This is a genomic window from Paenibacillus oryzae (genome assembly GCF_001675045.1).
Taxonomy (GTDB): Bacteria; Bacillota; Bacilli; order Paenibacillales; family Paenibacillaceae; genus Pristimantibacillus; species Pristimantibacillus oryzae.
The window spans coordinates 94111-108572 of sequence record NZ_LYPA01000075.1 but is presented as its reverse complement, the minus strand read 5'-3'; the positions used below and the strand labels follow the sequence as shown (position 1 = coordinate 108572).

Here is a 14462-nt window from a genome sequence, read left to right as displayed (position 1 = left end):
TAAGGCGGCAAAAATGGAGGTTTGCTCATGTTTGGTTTGGATCCTATTGTAGGGGTATTTGTTATTGTTGTGCTAGCCATAATTGTTTTATCGGTGTTTCTGAGCTTTTTTCCGATTATGCTATGGATATCCGCGCTGGCATCCGGCGTGCGTATCGGCATCATCACACTTGTGGCCATGAGACTGCGGCGCGTCGTGCCTAGCCGTATCGTAAACCCGTTGATCAAGGCAACAAAAGCCGGTTTGGGATTAAATATCAACCAGCTGGAAAGCCACTTTCTGGCGGGCGGCAACGTTGACCGTGTCGTAAATGCCCTAATTGCGGCGCAGCGCGCCAATATTCCATTGTTGTTCGAGCGCGCAGCGGCAATCGACCTGGCAGGCCGCGACGTTTTGCAGGCCGTTCAAATGAGCGTTAACCCGCGCGTCATCGAAACGCCGGTTGTTGCCGCCGTCGCCAAGGACGGCATTGAGGTAAAGGTTAAAGCGCGTGTAACGGTTCGTGCCAACATCGACCGTTTAGTCGGCGGCGCAGGCGAAGAAACCATTATTGCCCGTGTCGGCGAAGGGATTGTATCGACAGTAGGTTCTTCGGCATCTCACAAAGCGGTATTGGAAAACCCTGATCTGATCTCCAGAACGGTATTGGATAAAGGTCTTGATGCCGGTACGGCATTTGAAATTCTGTCGATCGATATCGCGGACGTGGATGTAGGTAAAAACATCGGCGCCCATCTGCAAACCGAGCAGGCGGAAGCGGATAAAAAGATCGCCCAGGCCAAAGCGGAGGAGCGGCGCGCGATGGCGGTTGCGCAGGAGCAGGAGAATAAAGCCAAGGTCGTCGAGATGGAAGCTCGCGTTGTGGAATCGGAGTCGCAGGTACCGCTTGCTATGGCTGAAGCCTTGCGCAGCGGCAAGCTTGGCGTCATGGATTATATGAACCTGAAAAACATTGAAGCGGATACCAAAATGCGTTCCACCATCGGCAATGCCGAAGGAGATACGGATCACCGTGATGGGCGCTCCTGATTATGGGGACATATTCACCTGTTGACTCCATATGGGAGGTGGCAAGCGTTGCAACAAATTATTGATTTTTTATTAAGCAATGTCTATATCGTGCTAATTGGATTGTTTCTTTTAAGCCGGCTTTTTTCCAAATCGAAAAGCAAGCCGGGCGGTATGCCTAGTTTTGGCGGCGGAAGCGGGCATGACCGGCCCGGGCATGAAGGCTTCCCTGGAGGGGAGAGCCTCGACCAGCCTCCGGCCAGAGGGGAAGGGCCTGCTCAAAGCTCATGGCCGGGAAACGCCGGACCAACTGGCGGAGGCGGTCAGCAGCAACGCCCATGGCCTGGCAGCGTCGATCCGCCAGGCGGAGGCGGTCAGCGGCAGCGCCCATGGCCTGGCAGCGCCGAACCGACTGGCGACTGGCAGAAAGAACAGGGACAAGGGGCTGCAAGACAGCAGCAGGTGCTTCGCTCCCAATCGGAGCCCGATCGGCGTCCTAAACGTGATCAGCCCAACCGGATCGGCGGAAGAAGCTCATCCAGCGGTGATTCAGAGGCAAGTCGCAGAGGAGGAAGCGCCTCTGGAAAAGGAAAAGAAATGGATATCCCGGGAAAGGCTGTCGGCTTGCGCTCTTCATCGCTTCTTGGAGGCAAACCAACCGCCGAGGATATGCGCAAGGCTGTTTTGTGGGCTGAAGTTTTGGGTCCGCCCCGTTCAAAGCGTCATTTGCGCTAGTTGATCCTTTTTTGTTTTAACGTTAACACTCTAATAACCGACCCTAAACCCTTTGTTTGTCCCCGGACAAGCAAAGGGTTTTTTTCGTATTGGAGCCTCCGTTCTCATATTTGCACGCCCGTTAGCATATTTTGGTATAGCACATGAATATTGATTTATAATTTCGGAGTTTTGCGTTTTTGTCAGTTTTTTGCGAGGGGGCAACGATACGGCAATGCGACAGCTGAAACGTAAATTACGAAAAATGACGGCAGAGCTGCTGGATATGCCGCAGGACGTCGTATATGATTTGCCGAGGCTGACCATGATTGGCGACCGTCAGCTCTATATTGAAAACCACAGAGGCGTTGTGCGCTTTTCCTCTGAATTGCTTAGGCTTGCGTTAAGCAAAGGCCAGCTGGAGGTCAGGGGCAGCGACCTTGTCATACGGACAATCTGGAGCGAGGAAGTTTTTATAGAGGGATTGATTAGTGGGATTGAGCTTATACCATAATGGTAACGGGAGGGAAACGCCATGAGGGGAAAAGGCGTGATCTGGGTGAAGGGCGAGGTTGTTGTGGAGGTCAGGGGCGGCAGTCCCGAGGAGCTGGTCAACAAATGTATGGCGGGAGGACTTTCTTTGTCCTCTATTGCATGGACAAGCCATGATATTATGAGATTTACGGTGTCGGTAAGCGACTTTTTCCGTCTTCGCCCGTATTTAAAGGAGACAAGCTGCAGGATTCATATTGTTTCGCGTCAAGGTCTGCCCTTCCTGCTTCGCCGCGCAGAGCGGAGAATCGGCTTTGCAGCCGGTTTGGCATTTTTTTTCGTGCTGTTGTTTCTGCTTTCCTCCCTGGTCTGGAGCGTTGATGTGGAGGGGAATACGCGGCTTACCCGGGAAGAGGTGCTGAACGCGGCAAAGGGCGAGGGATTGTATCCCATGCAATGGTCTTTCCGTCTTCAGGATGCGGACGTGCTGTCCAAACGGCTGGTTTCCGCGCTTCCTGGCACGACTTGGGTCGGTGTAGAAAAAAAAGGGACAAAGGTGCGCATACAGGTGGTCGAAATGACGCTGCCGGAGAAGGCGCCGCTGCAAAATCCCCGTCATCTGGTCGCCAGCGAGGATGCGGTGGTTACGCAAATCGTGGCGGAGGCGGGGAAAGCCGCTGTCAAAAAAAATACGCGCGTCAAGGCCGGACAAGTGTTGATTTCCGGCGTTATCGGCTCGGAGACCAATAGCAAAACGGTTGTTGCAAAGGGGACGGTCCGCGGGCTTGTCTGGTATGAATATGATATCGCCAGTCCTATGGTACAGCGGGTAAAGGCATATACGGGTGAAAAAAAGATAAAGTGGTATGCCGTCATCGGCTCCCGTGCGCTTCAAATCGGCGGCTTTGGAAATCCGGGCTTTGAGCAGTCGGAGAGTATCGAGCATATGGAGCTGCTTTCATGGCGCAAATGGTCGCTTCCCATTGGCCGAATGAAGGAAACCGTGATGGAAGCCGAAACCAGAGAACGGGATTTGACGCAGGATGAAGCAAAAATGAACGGTATTTTGGATGCGAAAGCAGATATTATGGAAAAGGCTGGAATAGATGTCCTCTTCAGGGATGAAATTGTTTTGCATGAAAAGGCGGAGAATGGTAAAGTTTATATGAAAGTTCTTTTTGAAGTAGAGCAATCTATCGTTAAAGAATTGCCTATAGTCCAAATGCAGGGAGACTGAGAATTGTTGCAAATTGAAACAAAGACCTTAAAAGTACCGCTTGGGAATGCTGCCGAAGGGCTGGCCTTATTCGGTCCGCAGGACAAGTTTCTGAAACTGGTAGCCGACCAGGTAGAATGCACGATAACCTCCCGCGATGCGGAAATTGTCATTAGCGGACCGTCAAAAGAGGCGGAATCGCTGGAGCAGCTGTACAGCGTGCTGCTGCAGCTTGTAAGAAACGGGTATATGCCATCAGAGCGGGATGTCGTCTATGCGCTGGAGCTAGCTAAAGAGATGGCGGCGGAGGAACTGCTGGATCTGTTCAAAAAAGAGATTGCCAGCACGTTCCGGGGCAAAAAAATAATGGTGAAAACGATTGGCCAGCGCCATTACGTCAAATTGATCAAAAAGCTGGACATCGTATTTGGCATCGGTCCTGCCGGCACGGGCAAGACCTATCTTGCCGTTGTTTTGGCCGTTATGGCGCTTAAGGAAAATGCCGTTAAACGGATCGTGCTGACGCGTCCCGCCGTTGAAGCGGGAGAAAACCTGGGCTTTTTGCCGGGCGACCTTCAGGAAAAGGTCGATCCTTATTTAAGGCCGCTTTACGACGCTTTACATGATGTGCTGGGACCGGAAGCTACCGCCAAGGCGCTGGAGCGCGGACTGATCGAAATCGCGCCGCTCGCCTATATGCGTGGCCGCACGCTGGACGATTCCTTTATTATTTTGGACGAGGCTCAAAATACGACTCCGGAGCAAATGAAAATGTTCCTGACCCGTCTTGGCTTCGGCTCCAAAATGGTCATTACCGGCGACGTTACGCAAATTGACCTTCCAAGAGGCAAATCCTCCGGCTTGATGGAGGCGCAGCGCATCCTGAAGGATATTCCCGAAATCGGCATGATGACTTTTGTCGAAAGCGACGTGGTCCGCCATTCCCTCGTTCAAAAAATTATAACGGCTTATAATCGAGATGCTGAAAATAAAATCTAGAAAGGGAGAGAGCCGCATGGTCAACAACGGGTCAAGCAAGCCTGCTAGCGTCAAGGAAAGGGCGAAAACGCAGGGCTGGAGGCAAAGCCCCGCCGTCAAGTGGGTATTGATGGCATTGTTCGTGCTGCTTTTTTATTTTAGCCTGGCCCCGCATGTTATACCGGAAACCTATGACATAACAGAAGGGACCGCCAGCGAAAAGGATATTAAGGCTCCCTATCAGATTCGTGACGAAAAAGCGACGAGGCAGGCGGAGGAGGATGCGGCCAAGAAGATTGACGATTCTTTTTCCATTGTGCAGCTTCGCAACGACCAGCTGGTGGAGCAGATTCTGTATCGCATCGAGCAGTTGAACATGGACGATCAGGTGACGGTTCAAAACAAAATCGATATTTACCGCTCCGAGATTCCTGGCCGTTATGTCAGCCATATCGACGCTGTTGTTAAAAATAGCAAGAGCAGCGGAACCTACAACAATACGCTGCTTGAGGAAATGGCCCGTCTTGCCAAGGAGCAGCAATATACCATTCCCGAGGAAACGTTCTACAAAATGCCGCAGCTGACTAGCGAGCAGCTTTCCGACATGCGGGTTGTGGCGCGCGAAATCGTCCGCAAGCTGATGAACGAGCAAATCCGGGAGGCGGATACCGCCCGCACGCAGGTGGCGGAGCTGGTAAACGCCAGCTCCTTGTCCAACCGGACCGCCCGTGAAATTGTTCAGGAGCTGGCGCGCTTTGTCATTACGCCAAACAAGTTTCTGGACGTCGAAAAAACGGAGGAAGCTCGTGAGCAGGCCAAGCTGAATACGCCGCCGGTCGTATTTAAGGAAGGCGATATTATTGTAAAACAAGGCGAAATCATTACGCCTGATTTGTACAAGCTGCTTTCGGATTCCAATCTGCTACAGGATAAAAAGCATTATTGGCCGCAAACGGGCCTGCTGATCATGTCGCTGATGTTTGTTGTTATGCTGTATGCGTACCTTCATCAATCCGGCTCGATCGGCGGCGTGAAGCCCAAATACACCAACTCCCAGCTGCTGATGTTATGGCTGATTTTTGTCATTAACATTATGACGATTCAGATAATCGCTCTTACGCAGACGGATGCGGCTTCCTATGCCGGCTTCCTGGCTCCCGCCGCTTTGGGCGCTATGCTGATTACGCTGCTGCTGGATCTGCATCTTGCTATTATGGGTTCATTTATTTTTGCTTTAATGGGCAGTATTATTTTGAATACATCGCAAACTCAGATTTTTGACTTTAAATACGGATTTTTCATTATCGTCGTATCGCTTGCCGCCGTTTTCTCCATTCATAGGGCAAGCCAGCGCTCCGCTATTCTGAAGGCGGGCATTATGGTCAGCTTGTTTGGCTCGCTGGCGGTTATGGCTATGCTGATGATGTCGGAAAATCTGGACCGGATGCCGTTTATTTATTCCATTGCTTTTGCCTTTGCAAGCGGTTTGCTGACGGCGATTCTGGTAATTGGCCTGATGCCATTTTTTGAGATTACGTTTGGCATTCTTTCGGCACTCAAGCTTGTTGAGCTGTCCAATCCAAACCATCCGCTGCTGCGCAAGCTGCTGACGGAAACGCCGGGCACGTATCATCATAGCGTCATGGTTGGAAATCTATCGGAAGCGGCCGCGGAAGCTATCGGAGCGGATGGACTGCTTTGCCGCGTAGGCTCGTTTTACCACGATATCGGGAAAACAAAACGGCCTAACTACTTTATTGAAAATCAGTCCAATATTGAAAACCCGCATGATACAATTGAGCCGATGCTAAGCAAATCCATTATCGTTGCACATGCGCGAGACGGCGTTGAAATGCTGAAAGCCCACAATATACCCAAGCCGATCCGGGATATTGCGGAGCAGCATCATGGGACCACCTCGCTGAAGTTTTTCTATTTCAAAGCGAAAAAACAGGCGGAGGAGCAAGGACTGGAAATCAACTTTACCGAAGACGATTACCGTTATCCCGGTCCCAAGGCGCAATCCAAGGAAGCGGCTGTTGTTGGAATCGCGGATTGCGTGGAGGCGGCAGTTCGCAGCTTGCGCAATCCTACGGTGGAGCATGTAGAAGCGATGATCAATAAAATTATCAAAAGCCGGCTGGATGACAATCAATACAACGAATGCGACTTGACGCTTAAGGAGCTGGACAAAATTGCCCAGTCTCTCAAGGAAAGCATTATCGGCATCTTCCACTCCCGTATTGAATACCCGGATGATGCCCAAACAAAGGAGAAGACGGAGACAAAATGAGCCTTCAATTGGATTGGAGCAACGAGCAAAACATCATGGATATACCGGACAACTGGATCGCCAAGCTTGGCGAGCTGCTCCAGCTAGCCGGCGCTGCCGAAGGAATGGAAGACGGTGAGGTTACGCTGACCTTTATGGATGATACCGGCATTCACGAAATGAACAGGGATTACCGAGGCATTGACCGTCCAACGGATGTATTGTCCTTTGCGATGCTGGACGACGGTCCTGATGAGCTGGACATTATTTTTGAAGTTGACAGCGAGGACGAAGGCGATCCGCTGTCGGGCATGCTGGGGGATATTATTATATCTGTGGAGCGGGCAAAGGCCCAGAGCGAGGAATACGGACATTCGCTTGAGCGGGAAATCGGGTTTCTTTTTGTACATGGCTTCCTGCATTTGCTCGGCTATGATCATGAGCATGCGGAGGCTGAGGCGGTTATGACCGCAAAGCAGGAGTCTGTGCTGAGCGCCGCGGGATTAACCCGCTAATGAGAAGGTTTATTGCCAGTCTGGGATACGCCTGCTCAGGCATCTATCAGGCGGTTCGCAGCCAGCGCCATATGCGTATTCATTGCGTTGCTGTCGCAATCGTTGCTGCGACAGGATTGGTGTTGTCGCTGAATGTGCTGGAATGGGCCGTGCTGTGCTTGACTATGGCGCTTGTTATCAGTCTGGAGCTGGTCAATACAGCGATTGAGCATGTGGTTGACCTTGCAAGCCCGGAAAGAAGGCCGCTGGCCAAAGCGGCCAAGGATACCGCTGCGGGGGCTGTTTTGGCCGCCGCGATTTTTGCGGTAATCGTTGGCCTGCTCATTCTGGGCCCTCCCTTGGTGCAGCTGATTTTTGGCTGATTAGGCAGGAAGGTTTGATGTACTAAAATGCAATTAAGAAGGGAAGAAGCAGCTTATGGGGGAAAACACCCTTTCACAACAATATCAAGTTTTGCTAGCTGCGGCGCGTGAAGCCATGAAATCGGCCTATGTGCCGTATTCTCATTTTTCAGTAGGCGCGGCGCTGCTGGACAGCAAAGGTCATATCCATCACGGCTGCAATGTGGAAAATGCCGCTTATGGAGCAACGAATTGCGCGGAGCGTACAGCCTTGTTTCGCGCTATGGCAGACGGGCATCAGGCGGGCTCCTTCCAGGCGATTGCCGTTATTGGCGATACGGATGGCCCAATTGCGCCATGCGGCGTTTGCCGCCAGGTATTAGTGGAGCTTTGCGGGCCGGACATGCCCGTCATTATGAGTAATCTGCAAGGAAACTGGAAGCTGACCTCGGTAGCGGAGCTGCTCCCCGGAGCCTTTACCCCTGCATCGCTGGTCAAGGAGGACTAACCAACTATGTCAAAAAAAGATTTCAAATCCGGCTTTGTAGCCATCATCGGCAGGCCAAACGTCGGCAAGTCAACCTTAATGAACCATCTGATCGGTCAGAAAATTGCCATTATGTCGGACAAGCCGCAAACGACGCGGAACAAAATCCACGGAGTCTATACAACAGACGATTATCAAATCGTTTTTCTGGATACGCCAGGCATTCATAAGCCTCAATCCAAATTGGGCAATTACATGAATCAATCCGCCGAGGGCGCATTGAAGGAAGTAGAAGCGGCTTTGTTTCTTGTTGATGTTTCAGAAGGAATCGGCGGCGGCGACCGCTTTATTATCGAGCAGCTGAAAAAAGTGAAAACGCCGGTGTTTCTCGTCATGAACAAAATTGACAAAATCGAGCCGGAGCAGCTGCTTCCCATTATTGTACAATACAAGGATTTGTATGATTTTGCGGAAATTATTCCGATTTCAGCAATGAAAGGCAATAACGTTAATACCCTGCTGGAGCAGTTAACCAAATATTTGCCGGCCGGTCCTCAATATTATCCTGCGGATCAGGTGACGGACCATCCGGAGCAATTTGTTTGTGCGGAACTGATTCGCGAGAAGATTCTGCATTTGACTCGGGAGGAAATTCCTCATTCCATTGCGGTTGCGATTGAGGATATGAAGGTGCAGGACAATGGCGTTGTTTATATTGGCGCCGTTATTTATGTCGAGCGCGATTCCCAAAAAGGCATTATTATTGGCAAACGGGGAGATTTGCTCAAGGAGGTGGGCAAGGCTGCAAGAAAGGACATTGAAGCCTTGCTTGGCTCCCGTACCTTCCTGGAGCTATGGGTCAAGGTCAAGAAGGATTGGCGCAATCAGGAGCGGGTCCTAAAGGATCTTGGCTTCAGGCACGACTAGGGCGTGTCTGAAAACCCGCTTGTGGTCATCTTGCACCGCCTTTTCGCCCCCTGCTGCGTCAGTTTTGCTTGTCTTACCCCCGGTAAGGCTTCACAAAACTTCCTTGCATGGGACGAAAATTCGGCACAATCTGTTCCACCCGGAGTATTCAGACACGCCCTAAGCGAAAAAAGATTGACGTATTTTGCTACGGATATCCGGGGGCATGAAATGTCATCCTATAAACGTCTGGATTAGCATTTCCGAGGCGGAAAGGGTGGATAGCCATGCGGGATTTTTCGTGGAATTATTTTGCGTTGACCGGTGATGTGGAATCCTTTATGCTCTACAAGGAAATGAACAATAGGCATGCGTTAGAGGGACCGGAAGTCATTGATGATGGGGAGTACGAATCGGCGGATACCGAATTGTAACGACATCAGACTTTGCACGTTCAATAAAGGCTTTTTCAATAAGTGAAGCAAGGGCTTTGTGGGGGAGTAGCCGGTATGCTGTATCGGGTGGAAGGCATTGTCATTCGCAGTATGGATTATGGGGAAAACAACAAAATTGTTACTCTCTTGTGTGACTCCGGAGGCAAGGCGGGCGTTTTAGTGCGCGGCGCCAAAAAAGTGAAGAGCCGTTACGGCTCGTTATCGCAGCCCTTCACGTATGGAGAATTCCAATTTATAAGGGGCAAAGGCCTTGGAACGCTTCAGCATGGCGAGATGATTCAATCTCACCATGCTTTGCGCGGTCAGCTTGATTTGTCTGCTTTTGCCTCCTATATCGCGGAGCTCACAGATAGAACCTTGCAGGAGGATGAAAGCAGCGCCTTCCTCTTTCAACAGCTGAAGGCTTGCTTTGCCGCTATGCAAGAAGGGAAAGATCCCGCAATCGTTTCTCATTTGTACGAGATGCGTATTCTGGAGCTGGCGGGTTATTCTCCCGAGCTGGAGGAATGCGTACAATGCGGCAACCGTGTAGGACCTTTTGTTTTGTCGGGGGGCGCAGGAGGCATCTTGTGCTCGCGTTGCCGCCATCGCGATCCGGGCGCTCTTTCCCTTGGCGAAACGGCCCATAAGCTGCTTCGTCTTTTTCAAAGGATGGATATTAGAAGACTAGGCAATATTGCAGTATCGCCGGAGACCAAAGCCGAATTAAAGGCGTCGATGCGCAGCCTGATGGATCACCAGCTGGGTCTTCAGCTGAAGTCGCGGGGCTTTCTGGATCAGCTGGATAAATTGGTTTGACAATTGCATACCTGCATCATACAATAGTGAAATATGAATATCGGACAATGATGGAAAAAGTAGTTTAGCGTTGCCGTTTTAATCAGCGAGTCGGGAAGAGTGGAAGCCCGATGCGGCAGTCTTGACGAAAGGCGCTCCGGAGTCCGGCTTGGGAAAAGCGGGTTGTTTTTAAGTACATGTTCAAAAAAGCAGGTTTTTCAGCACTAAATGAAAAGCAGCATTTTGAACAGTCGCTTGAAGGCAGCCAAGTAGGGTGGAACCGCGGGAATTATACTCTCGTCCCTATGTCTGGCAGCAGACGTAGCGGCGAGGGTTTTTTGCGTGCCATTGCGTTTGTTCCATTGCCATCCGTTGCGGAGGCGTTACTGAACCTGTGAAGGAGTGAAGCGGTTTGAATTTTCAAAGCATGATTTTGACGCTGCAGCAATTTTGGGCGGAACAGAACTGTATTCTTGTCCAGCCTTACGATGTCGAAAAGGGAGCGGGAACGCTTAATCCTATGACTTTTCTGCGTTCTATTGGACCGGAGCCATGGAATGTCGCTTATGTAGAGCCATCCCGTCGTCCGGCTGACGGCCGTTACGGAGAAAACCCTAACCGGCTGTATCAGCATCATCAGTTTCAGGTCATTATGAAGCCTTCCCCCGACAATATTCAGGAGTTGTATCTGGAAAGCCTGAAACGTCTGGGTATTGATCCCGAGGAGCATGATATCCGTTTTGTAGAGGACAACTGGGAGCATCCCGGTTTAGGCGCATGGGGACTTGGCTGGGAAGTGTGGCTTGACGGCATGGAAATTACGCAATTTACGTATTTTCAGCAGGTTGGAGGAATCGACTGCCATCCCGTTGCCGTAGAAATCACTTATGGCATGGAGCGTCTTGCTTCCTATATTCAGGAAAAAGAAAATGTGTTTGATCTGGAATGGGTGGACGGCGTTACATACGGCGATGTGTTCCTCCAGCCAGAATACGAGCATTCCAAATATACTTTTGAGTTATCCGACACGGAAATGCTGTTTTCGCTTTTTGGCAAATATGAAGAAGAGGCGAAAAAGATTATGGAGCAAAAGCTGGTATTTCCTGCTTACGACTACACGCTTAAATGCTCCCATGCCTTTAACCTGCTGGATGCCCGCGGAGCAATCAGCGTGACGGAAAGAACCGGCTATATTACCAGAATCAGAAATCTGGCCCGGGCATGTGCAGCCACCTATCTGGAGGAGCGCGAGCGGCTTGGATTCCCTCTGTTGAAGAAAGGGGTTGAGCAAAATGGCTAAGGATCTGTTACTGGAAATTGGTCTGGAGGAAGTGCCTGCCCGTTTTGTAAGAGGCGCTATCGACCAGCTAAAGGATAAAACGGAAAAATGGCTTCAGGAATCCCGCATTTCCTTCCAGGCTGTCAAAGCATACGCAACACCGCGCCGGCTGGCTGTTTTGGTGCAAGGCGTTGCGGAAAAGCAGGAGGACAGCAATGAGGAGGCTAAAGGCCCTTCCCGCAAAATTGCCCAGGACGAGGCCGGAAACTGGAGCAAGGCAGCGCTTGGATTTGCCCGCAGCCAGGGCGTAGACCCGGAAAGCTTTTATTTTCAGGAGCTGGGCGGCGTTGAATATGTTTATGCCCGCAAAAGCAGCATAGGCCAGGAAACGTCATCCCTGTTGGCGGAGGGCTTGCAAAGCATTATTACCGGCATGTCCTTCCCCAAAAATATGCGGTGGGGCAGCTATGAGCTGCGTTTCGTAAGACCGATTCGCTGGCTTGTGGCGCTGTTTGGCCAAGACGTTATTCCATTTGAGATAACAGGCGTAACAACTGACCGTGTTTCTCGCGGACATCGCTTCCTTGGCAAAGATGCGGTTATCGCTGAGCCGTCACTTTATGAGGCAAGTCTTCGCGAGCAGCAGGTCATTGTAGATATTGAGGAGCGCAAGGCTCTTATCCTGAAGCAAATCGACGAGCTGAAGACGCAAAAAGGCTGGCAAATCGCCATTAAGGATGACCTGCTGGAAGAGGTATTATTCCTGGTTGAATACCCGAGCGCATTATTTGGCTCATTCGACCCTTCTTTCCTGAACATTCCGCAGGAGGTTCTGATTACTTCCATGCGCGAGCATCAGCGTTATTTCCCGGTGCTGGATGATCAAGGCAAGCTGCTTCCGTTTTTTGTAACGGTTCGTAACGGCGACACGCGTTCTATTGAAACAGTAGCCAAAGGCAATGAAAAGGTGCTGCGCGCCAGATTGTCCGATGCCAAGTTCTTTTACGAGGAAGACCATAAGCTTACAATCCAGCACGCCTTGTCCAAGCTGGAATCGATTGTTTATCATGAAGAGCTGGGTACGGTTGCGGAAAAAGCGCGCCGCGTTGCAAATACAGCAAATGCGATAGCCAAAACGCTTAAGCTGGACGGGGAGCTGGCTGCCGATGTTTCCCGCGCCGCTGAAATTTGCAAATTCGATCTCGTTTCGCAGATGGTTTACGAGTTTCCCGAGCTGCAAGGCATTATGGGCGAGGATTATGCCCGCAAGCTAGGCGAGAGGGAGGCTGTAGCCAAGGCGGTTAACGAGCATTACCAGCCGCGTTTTTCGGGCGATGCCGTACCATCGGGAACTGTGGGAGCGATTGTCAGCCTGGCAGATAAAATCGACACGATTACGGGCTGCTTCTCGATCGGAATTATTCCTACAGGCTCGCAGGACCCTTATGCGCTTCGCAGACAAGCTGCCGGGATCGTTGCCATTTTGCTGGCATCCCCGTTCAAGCTCAAGCTGGATGAGCTGTTTGGATTGTCGCTTGCCGTTCATGAGCAGCGCGGTTTGAAACGTTCCGCTGCCGATGTGCGTAAAGAATTAAACGACTTTTTTGCACTGCGCGTAAAAAACTGGCTGTCGGAGCAAGGAAACCGGTATGATGTGATTGATGCAGTTATGGCAACGGGCTTTAATGATCTTGCCTTGACGGCAAATCGCGCGGCGGCAGTCGGCAAGGCTGCAGCTGGCGACGGCAAGGGCGAGTTCAAGCTGGTAGTGGAGGCGTTCAGCCGCGTCAGCAATCTAGCAGCCAAGTCGGAAGGCGGAGAAGTCAATGTATCGCTATTTGCAGAACCGGCCGAAGCTGCGTTGTATGACGCCTGGGTTAACGGACGCGAGGCTTTCCATGAAGCTTTCCGCAACCGCGATATCGACAAGGCTATTGAATTGCTGTCCCAATTGAAGCCTGCTATCCATGCTTATTTTGACAGTGTCATGGTTATGGCGCCGGACGAAGCTGTGCGTGCAAACCGTTTGGCGACTCTTAAAGGCATTGCGGGAGACATCGGCCTGATTGCAGATTTCTCGCGTCTTGTCTGGTAGAAACAAACAAGCAGCACATGGAGGGGGATGAGGGAATGCAGGGAATGTCTGATTTAACAGGCAAGCCGGAGGTTATCGTATACGTTGTATCCGATGCCGCCGGCGACACAGGCGAATTAGTTGTGCGAGCGGCTATCGCCCAGTTTCACCCGATTCACGCCGACATCCGCCGGGCGCCATTTGTTTCCGATGTCGCCTTGCTGGCCCGGATTACGGAGCAGGCGGCAATAGCGGAAGCGATTGTGCTTTATACGCTGGTCAGGCCGCATTTGCGCGAAGCGATGCGTCAGCTGGCGGAGGAAGCGGGCATTACAGCCATCGACTTGCTGGGCTCGTTTATTGAGACGCTGGAGCAGCGCACGGGACGCAAATCGCGTCAGGAGCCGGGCCTCAATCATGTGCTGGACGCGGATTATTTCCGAAAGGTTGAAGCTGTCGAATTTGCCGTAAAATACGATGACGCCAGAGATACAATGGGCGTACTCAAGGCGGATATTGTGCTGGTTGGCGTTTCGCGAACGTCCAAAACGCCATTGTCCATGTATCTGGCGCATCAGAAGTTCAAAGTTGCGAATGTGCCGCTTGTGCCGGAGCTAAAGCCTCCTGAGGAACTGTTTACGCTGCCCAAGCGCAAAGTAATCGGACTTACGATTGATACGGGATACCTGAACGTAATCCGCAAGGAGCGACTCAAAGCATTGGGCCTTCCCAATACGGCGGCCTATGCAACCAAAAACCGGATTCAGGAAGAGCTGGAGTATGCGGAAAGCATAATGAAAAAGCTGGGCTGCGTTGTTATCGACGTTTCTCATAAAGCCGTCGAGGAAACCGCAAGCCTGATCATGGAATATATCCGGACGCCATAGCCTTACAAGTTAAACGGACTTTTTGGACAACCTTTAGAAGGATTACGGTTTCATTTGACGT

The 14462-nt window shown here is 51.2% G+C and carries 16 protein-coding genes; all 16 read left to right on the top strand.

Annotated elements, in window-relative coordinates; genetic code table 11:
• Positions 1 to 27 precede the first annotated feature (27 nt).
• The 16 genes from floA to A7K91_RS22160 all read left to right on the top strand — a co-directional run bounded on the left by floA (position 28) and on the right by A7K91_RS22160 (position 14401).
• Entirely contained in the window at positions 28 to 1029 is a 1002-nt protein-coding gene (floA, locus tag A7K91_RS22230) for a flotillin-like protein FloA (RefSeq protein WP_068686674.1), read from the top strand.
• A 48-nt stretch (positions 1030 to 1077) separates the two neighbouring features.
• The gene (locus A7K91_RS22225; RefSeq protein ID WP_068686673.1) at positions 1078 to 1743 is read left to right on the top strand and encodes a hypothetical protein; all 666 of its coding nucleotides are present in this window, start codon (positions 1078 to 1080) and stop codon (positions 1741 to 1743) included.
• Between the two features lie 214 nt (positions 1744 to 1957).
• Positions 1958 to 2236 (top strand): sporulation protein YqfC, encoded by a 279-nt coding sequence (gene yqfC, locus A7K91_RS22220; RefSeq protein WP_068686672.1) that lies wholly within the window; start codon positions 1958 to 1960, stop codon positions 2234 to 2236.
• Between the two features lie 21 nt (positions 2237 to 2257).
• Entirely contained in the window at positions 2258 to 3451 is a 1194-nt protein-coding gene (gene yqfD / locus A7K91_RS22215) for a sporulation protein YqfD (RefSeq protein WP_068686671.1), read from the top strand.
• A 6-nt stretch (positions 3452 to 3457) separates the two neighbouring features.
• On the top strand, positions 3458 to 4429 hold the full coding sequence (locus A7K91_RS22210; protein WP_156739760.1) for a PhoH family protein: 972 nt from the start codon (positions 3458 to 3460) through the stop codon (positions 4427 to 4429).
• 16 nt (positions 4430 to 4445) lie between these two features.
• The gene (locus tag A7K91_RS22205) at positions 4446 to 6701 is read left to right on the top strand and encodes an HD family phosphohydrolase (RefSeq protein WP_068686669.1); all 2256 of its coding nucleotides are present in this window, start codon (positions 4446 to 4448) and stop codon (positions 6699 to 6701) included.
• The gene (ybeY, locus tag A7K91_RS22200; protein ID WP_068686668.1) at positions 6698 to 7195 is read left to right on the top strand and encodes an rRNA maturation RNase YbeY; all 498 of its coding nucleotides are present in this window, start codon (positions 6698 to 6700) and stop codon (positions 7193 to 7195) included. Before A7K91_RS22205 ends, ybeY begins: the two co-directional genes overlap by 4 nt.
• Positions 7195 to 7557: a diacylglycerol kinase family protein gene (locus tag A7K91_RS22195; RefSeq protein ID WP_068686667.1), complete on the top strand. Its 363-nt coding sequence runs from the start codon at positions 7195 to 7197 to the stop codon at positions 7555 to 7557. Before ybeY ends, A7K91_RS22195 begins: the two co-directional genes overlap by 1 nt.
• Positions 7558 to 7612: 55 nt before the next feature.
• Positions 7613 to 8044, top strand: coding sequence for a cytidine deaminase (gene cdd, locus A7K91_RS22190; protein WP_068686666.1), 432 nt, complete (start codon positions 7613 to 7615; stop codon positions 8042 to 8044).
• Positions 8045 to 8050: 6 nt separating this feature from the next.
• Complete coding sequence (gene era, locus A7K91_RS22185; protein WP_068686665.1) at positions 8051 to 8950, top strand: GTPase Era; 900 nt, start codon at positions 8051 to 8053, stop codon at positions 8948 to 8950.
• Positions 8951 to 9216: 266 nt separating this feature from the next.
• Positions 9217 to 9363, top strand: coding sequence for a YqzL family protein (locus A7K91_RS26235; protein WP_082967676.1), 147 nt, complete (start codon positions 9217 to 9219; stop codon positions 9361 to 9363).
• 75 nt (positions 9364 to 9438) lie between these two features.
• Complete coding sequence (recO, locus tag A7K91_RS22180; RefSeq protein WP_068686664.1) at positions 9439 to 10182, top strand: DNA repair protein RecO; 744 nt, start codon at positions 9439 to 9441, stop codon at positions 10180 to 10182.
• Positions 10183 to 10358: 176 nt separating this feature from the next.
• Complete coding sequence (locus tag A7K91_RS22175) at positions 10359 to 10559, top strand: hypothetical protein (protein WP_068686663.1); 201 nt, start codon at positions 10359 to 10361, stop codon at positions 10557 to 10559.
• Between the two features lie 14 nt (positions 10560 to 10573).
• Positions 10574 to 11461 (top strand): glycine--tRNA ligase subunit alpha, encoded by an 888-nt coding sequence (gene glyQ / locus A7K91_RS22170; RefSeq protein ID WP_068686662.1) that lies wholly within the window; start codon positions 10574 to 10576, stop codon positions 11459 to 11461.
• Positions 11454 to 13535: a glycine--tRNA ligase subunit beta gene (glyS, locus tag A7K91_RS22165; RefSeq protein WP_068686661.1), complete on the top strand. Its 2082-nt coding sequence runs from the start codon at positions 11454 to 11456 to the stop codon at positions 13533 to 13535. Before glyQ ends, glyS begins: the two co-directional genes overlap by 8 nt.
• 35 nt (positions 13536 to 13570) lie before the next feature.
• Positions 13571 to 14401: a pyruvate, water dikinase regulatory protein gene (locus A7K91_RS22160; RefSeq protein WP_245697753.1), complete on the top strand. Its 831-nt coding sequence runs from the start codon at positions 13571 to 13573 to the stop codon at positions 14399 to 14401.
• The last annotated feature ends 61 nt before the right edge of the window (positions 14402 to 14462 follow it).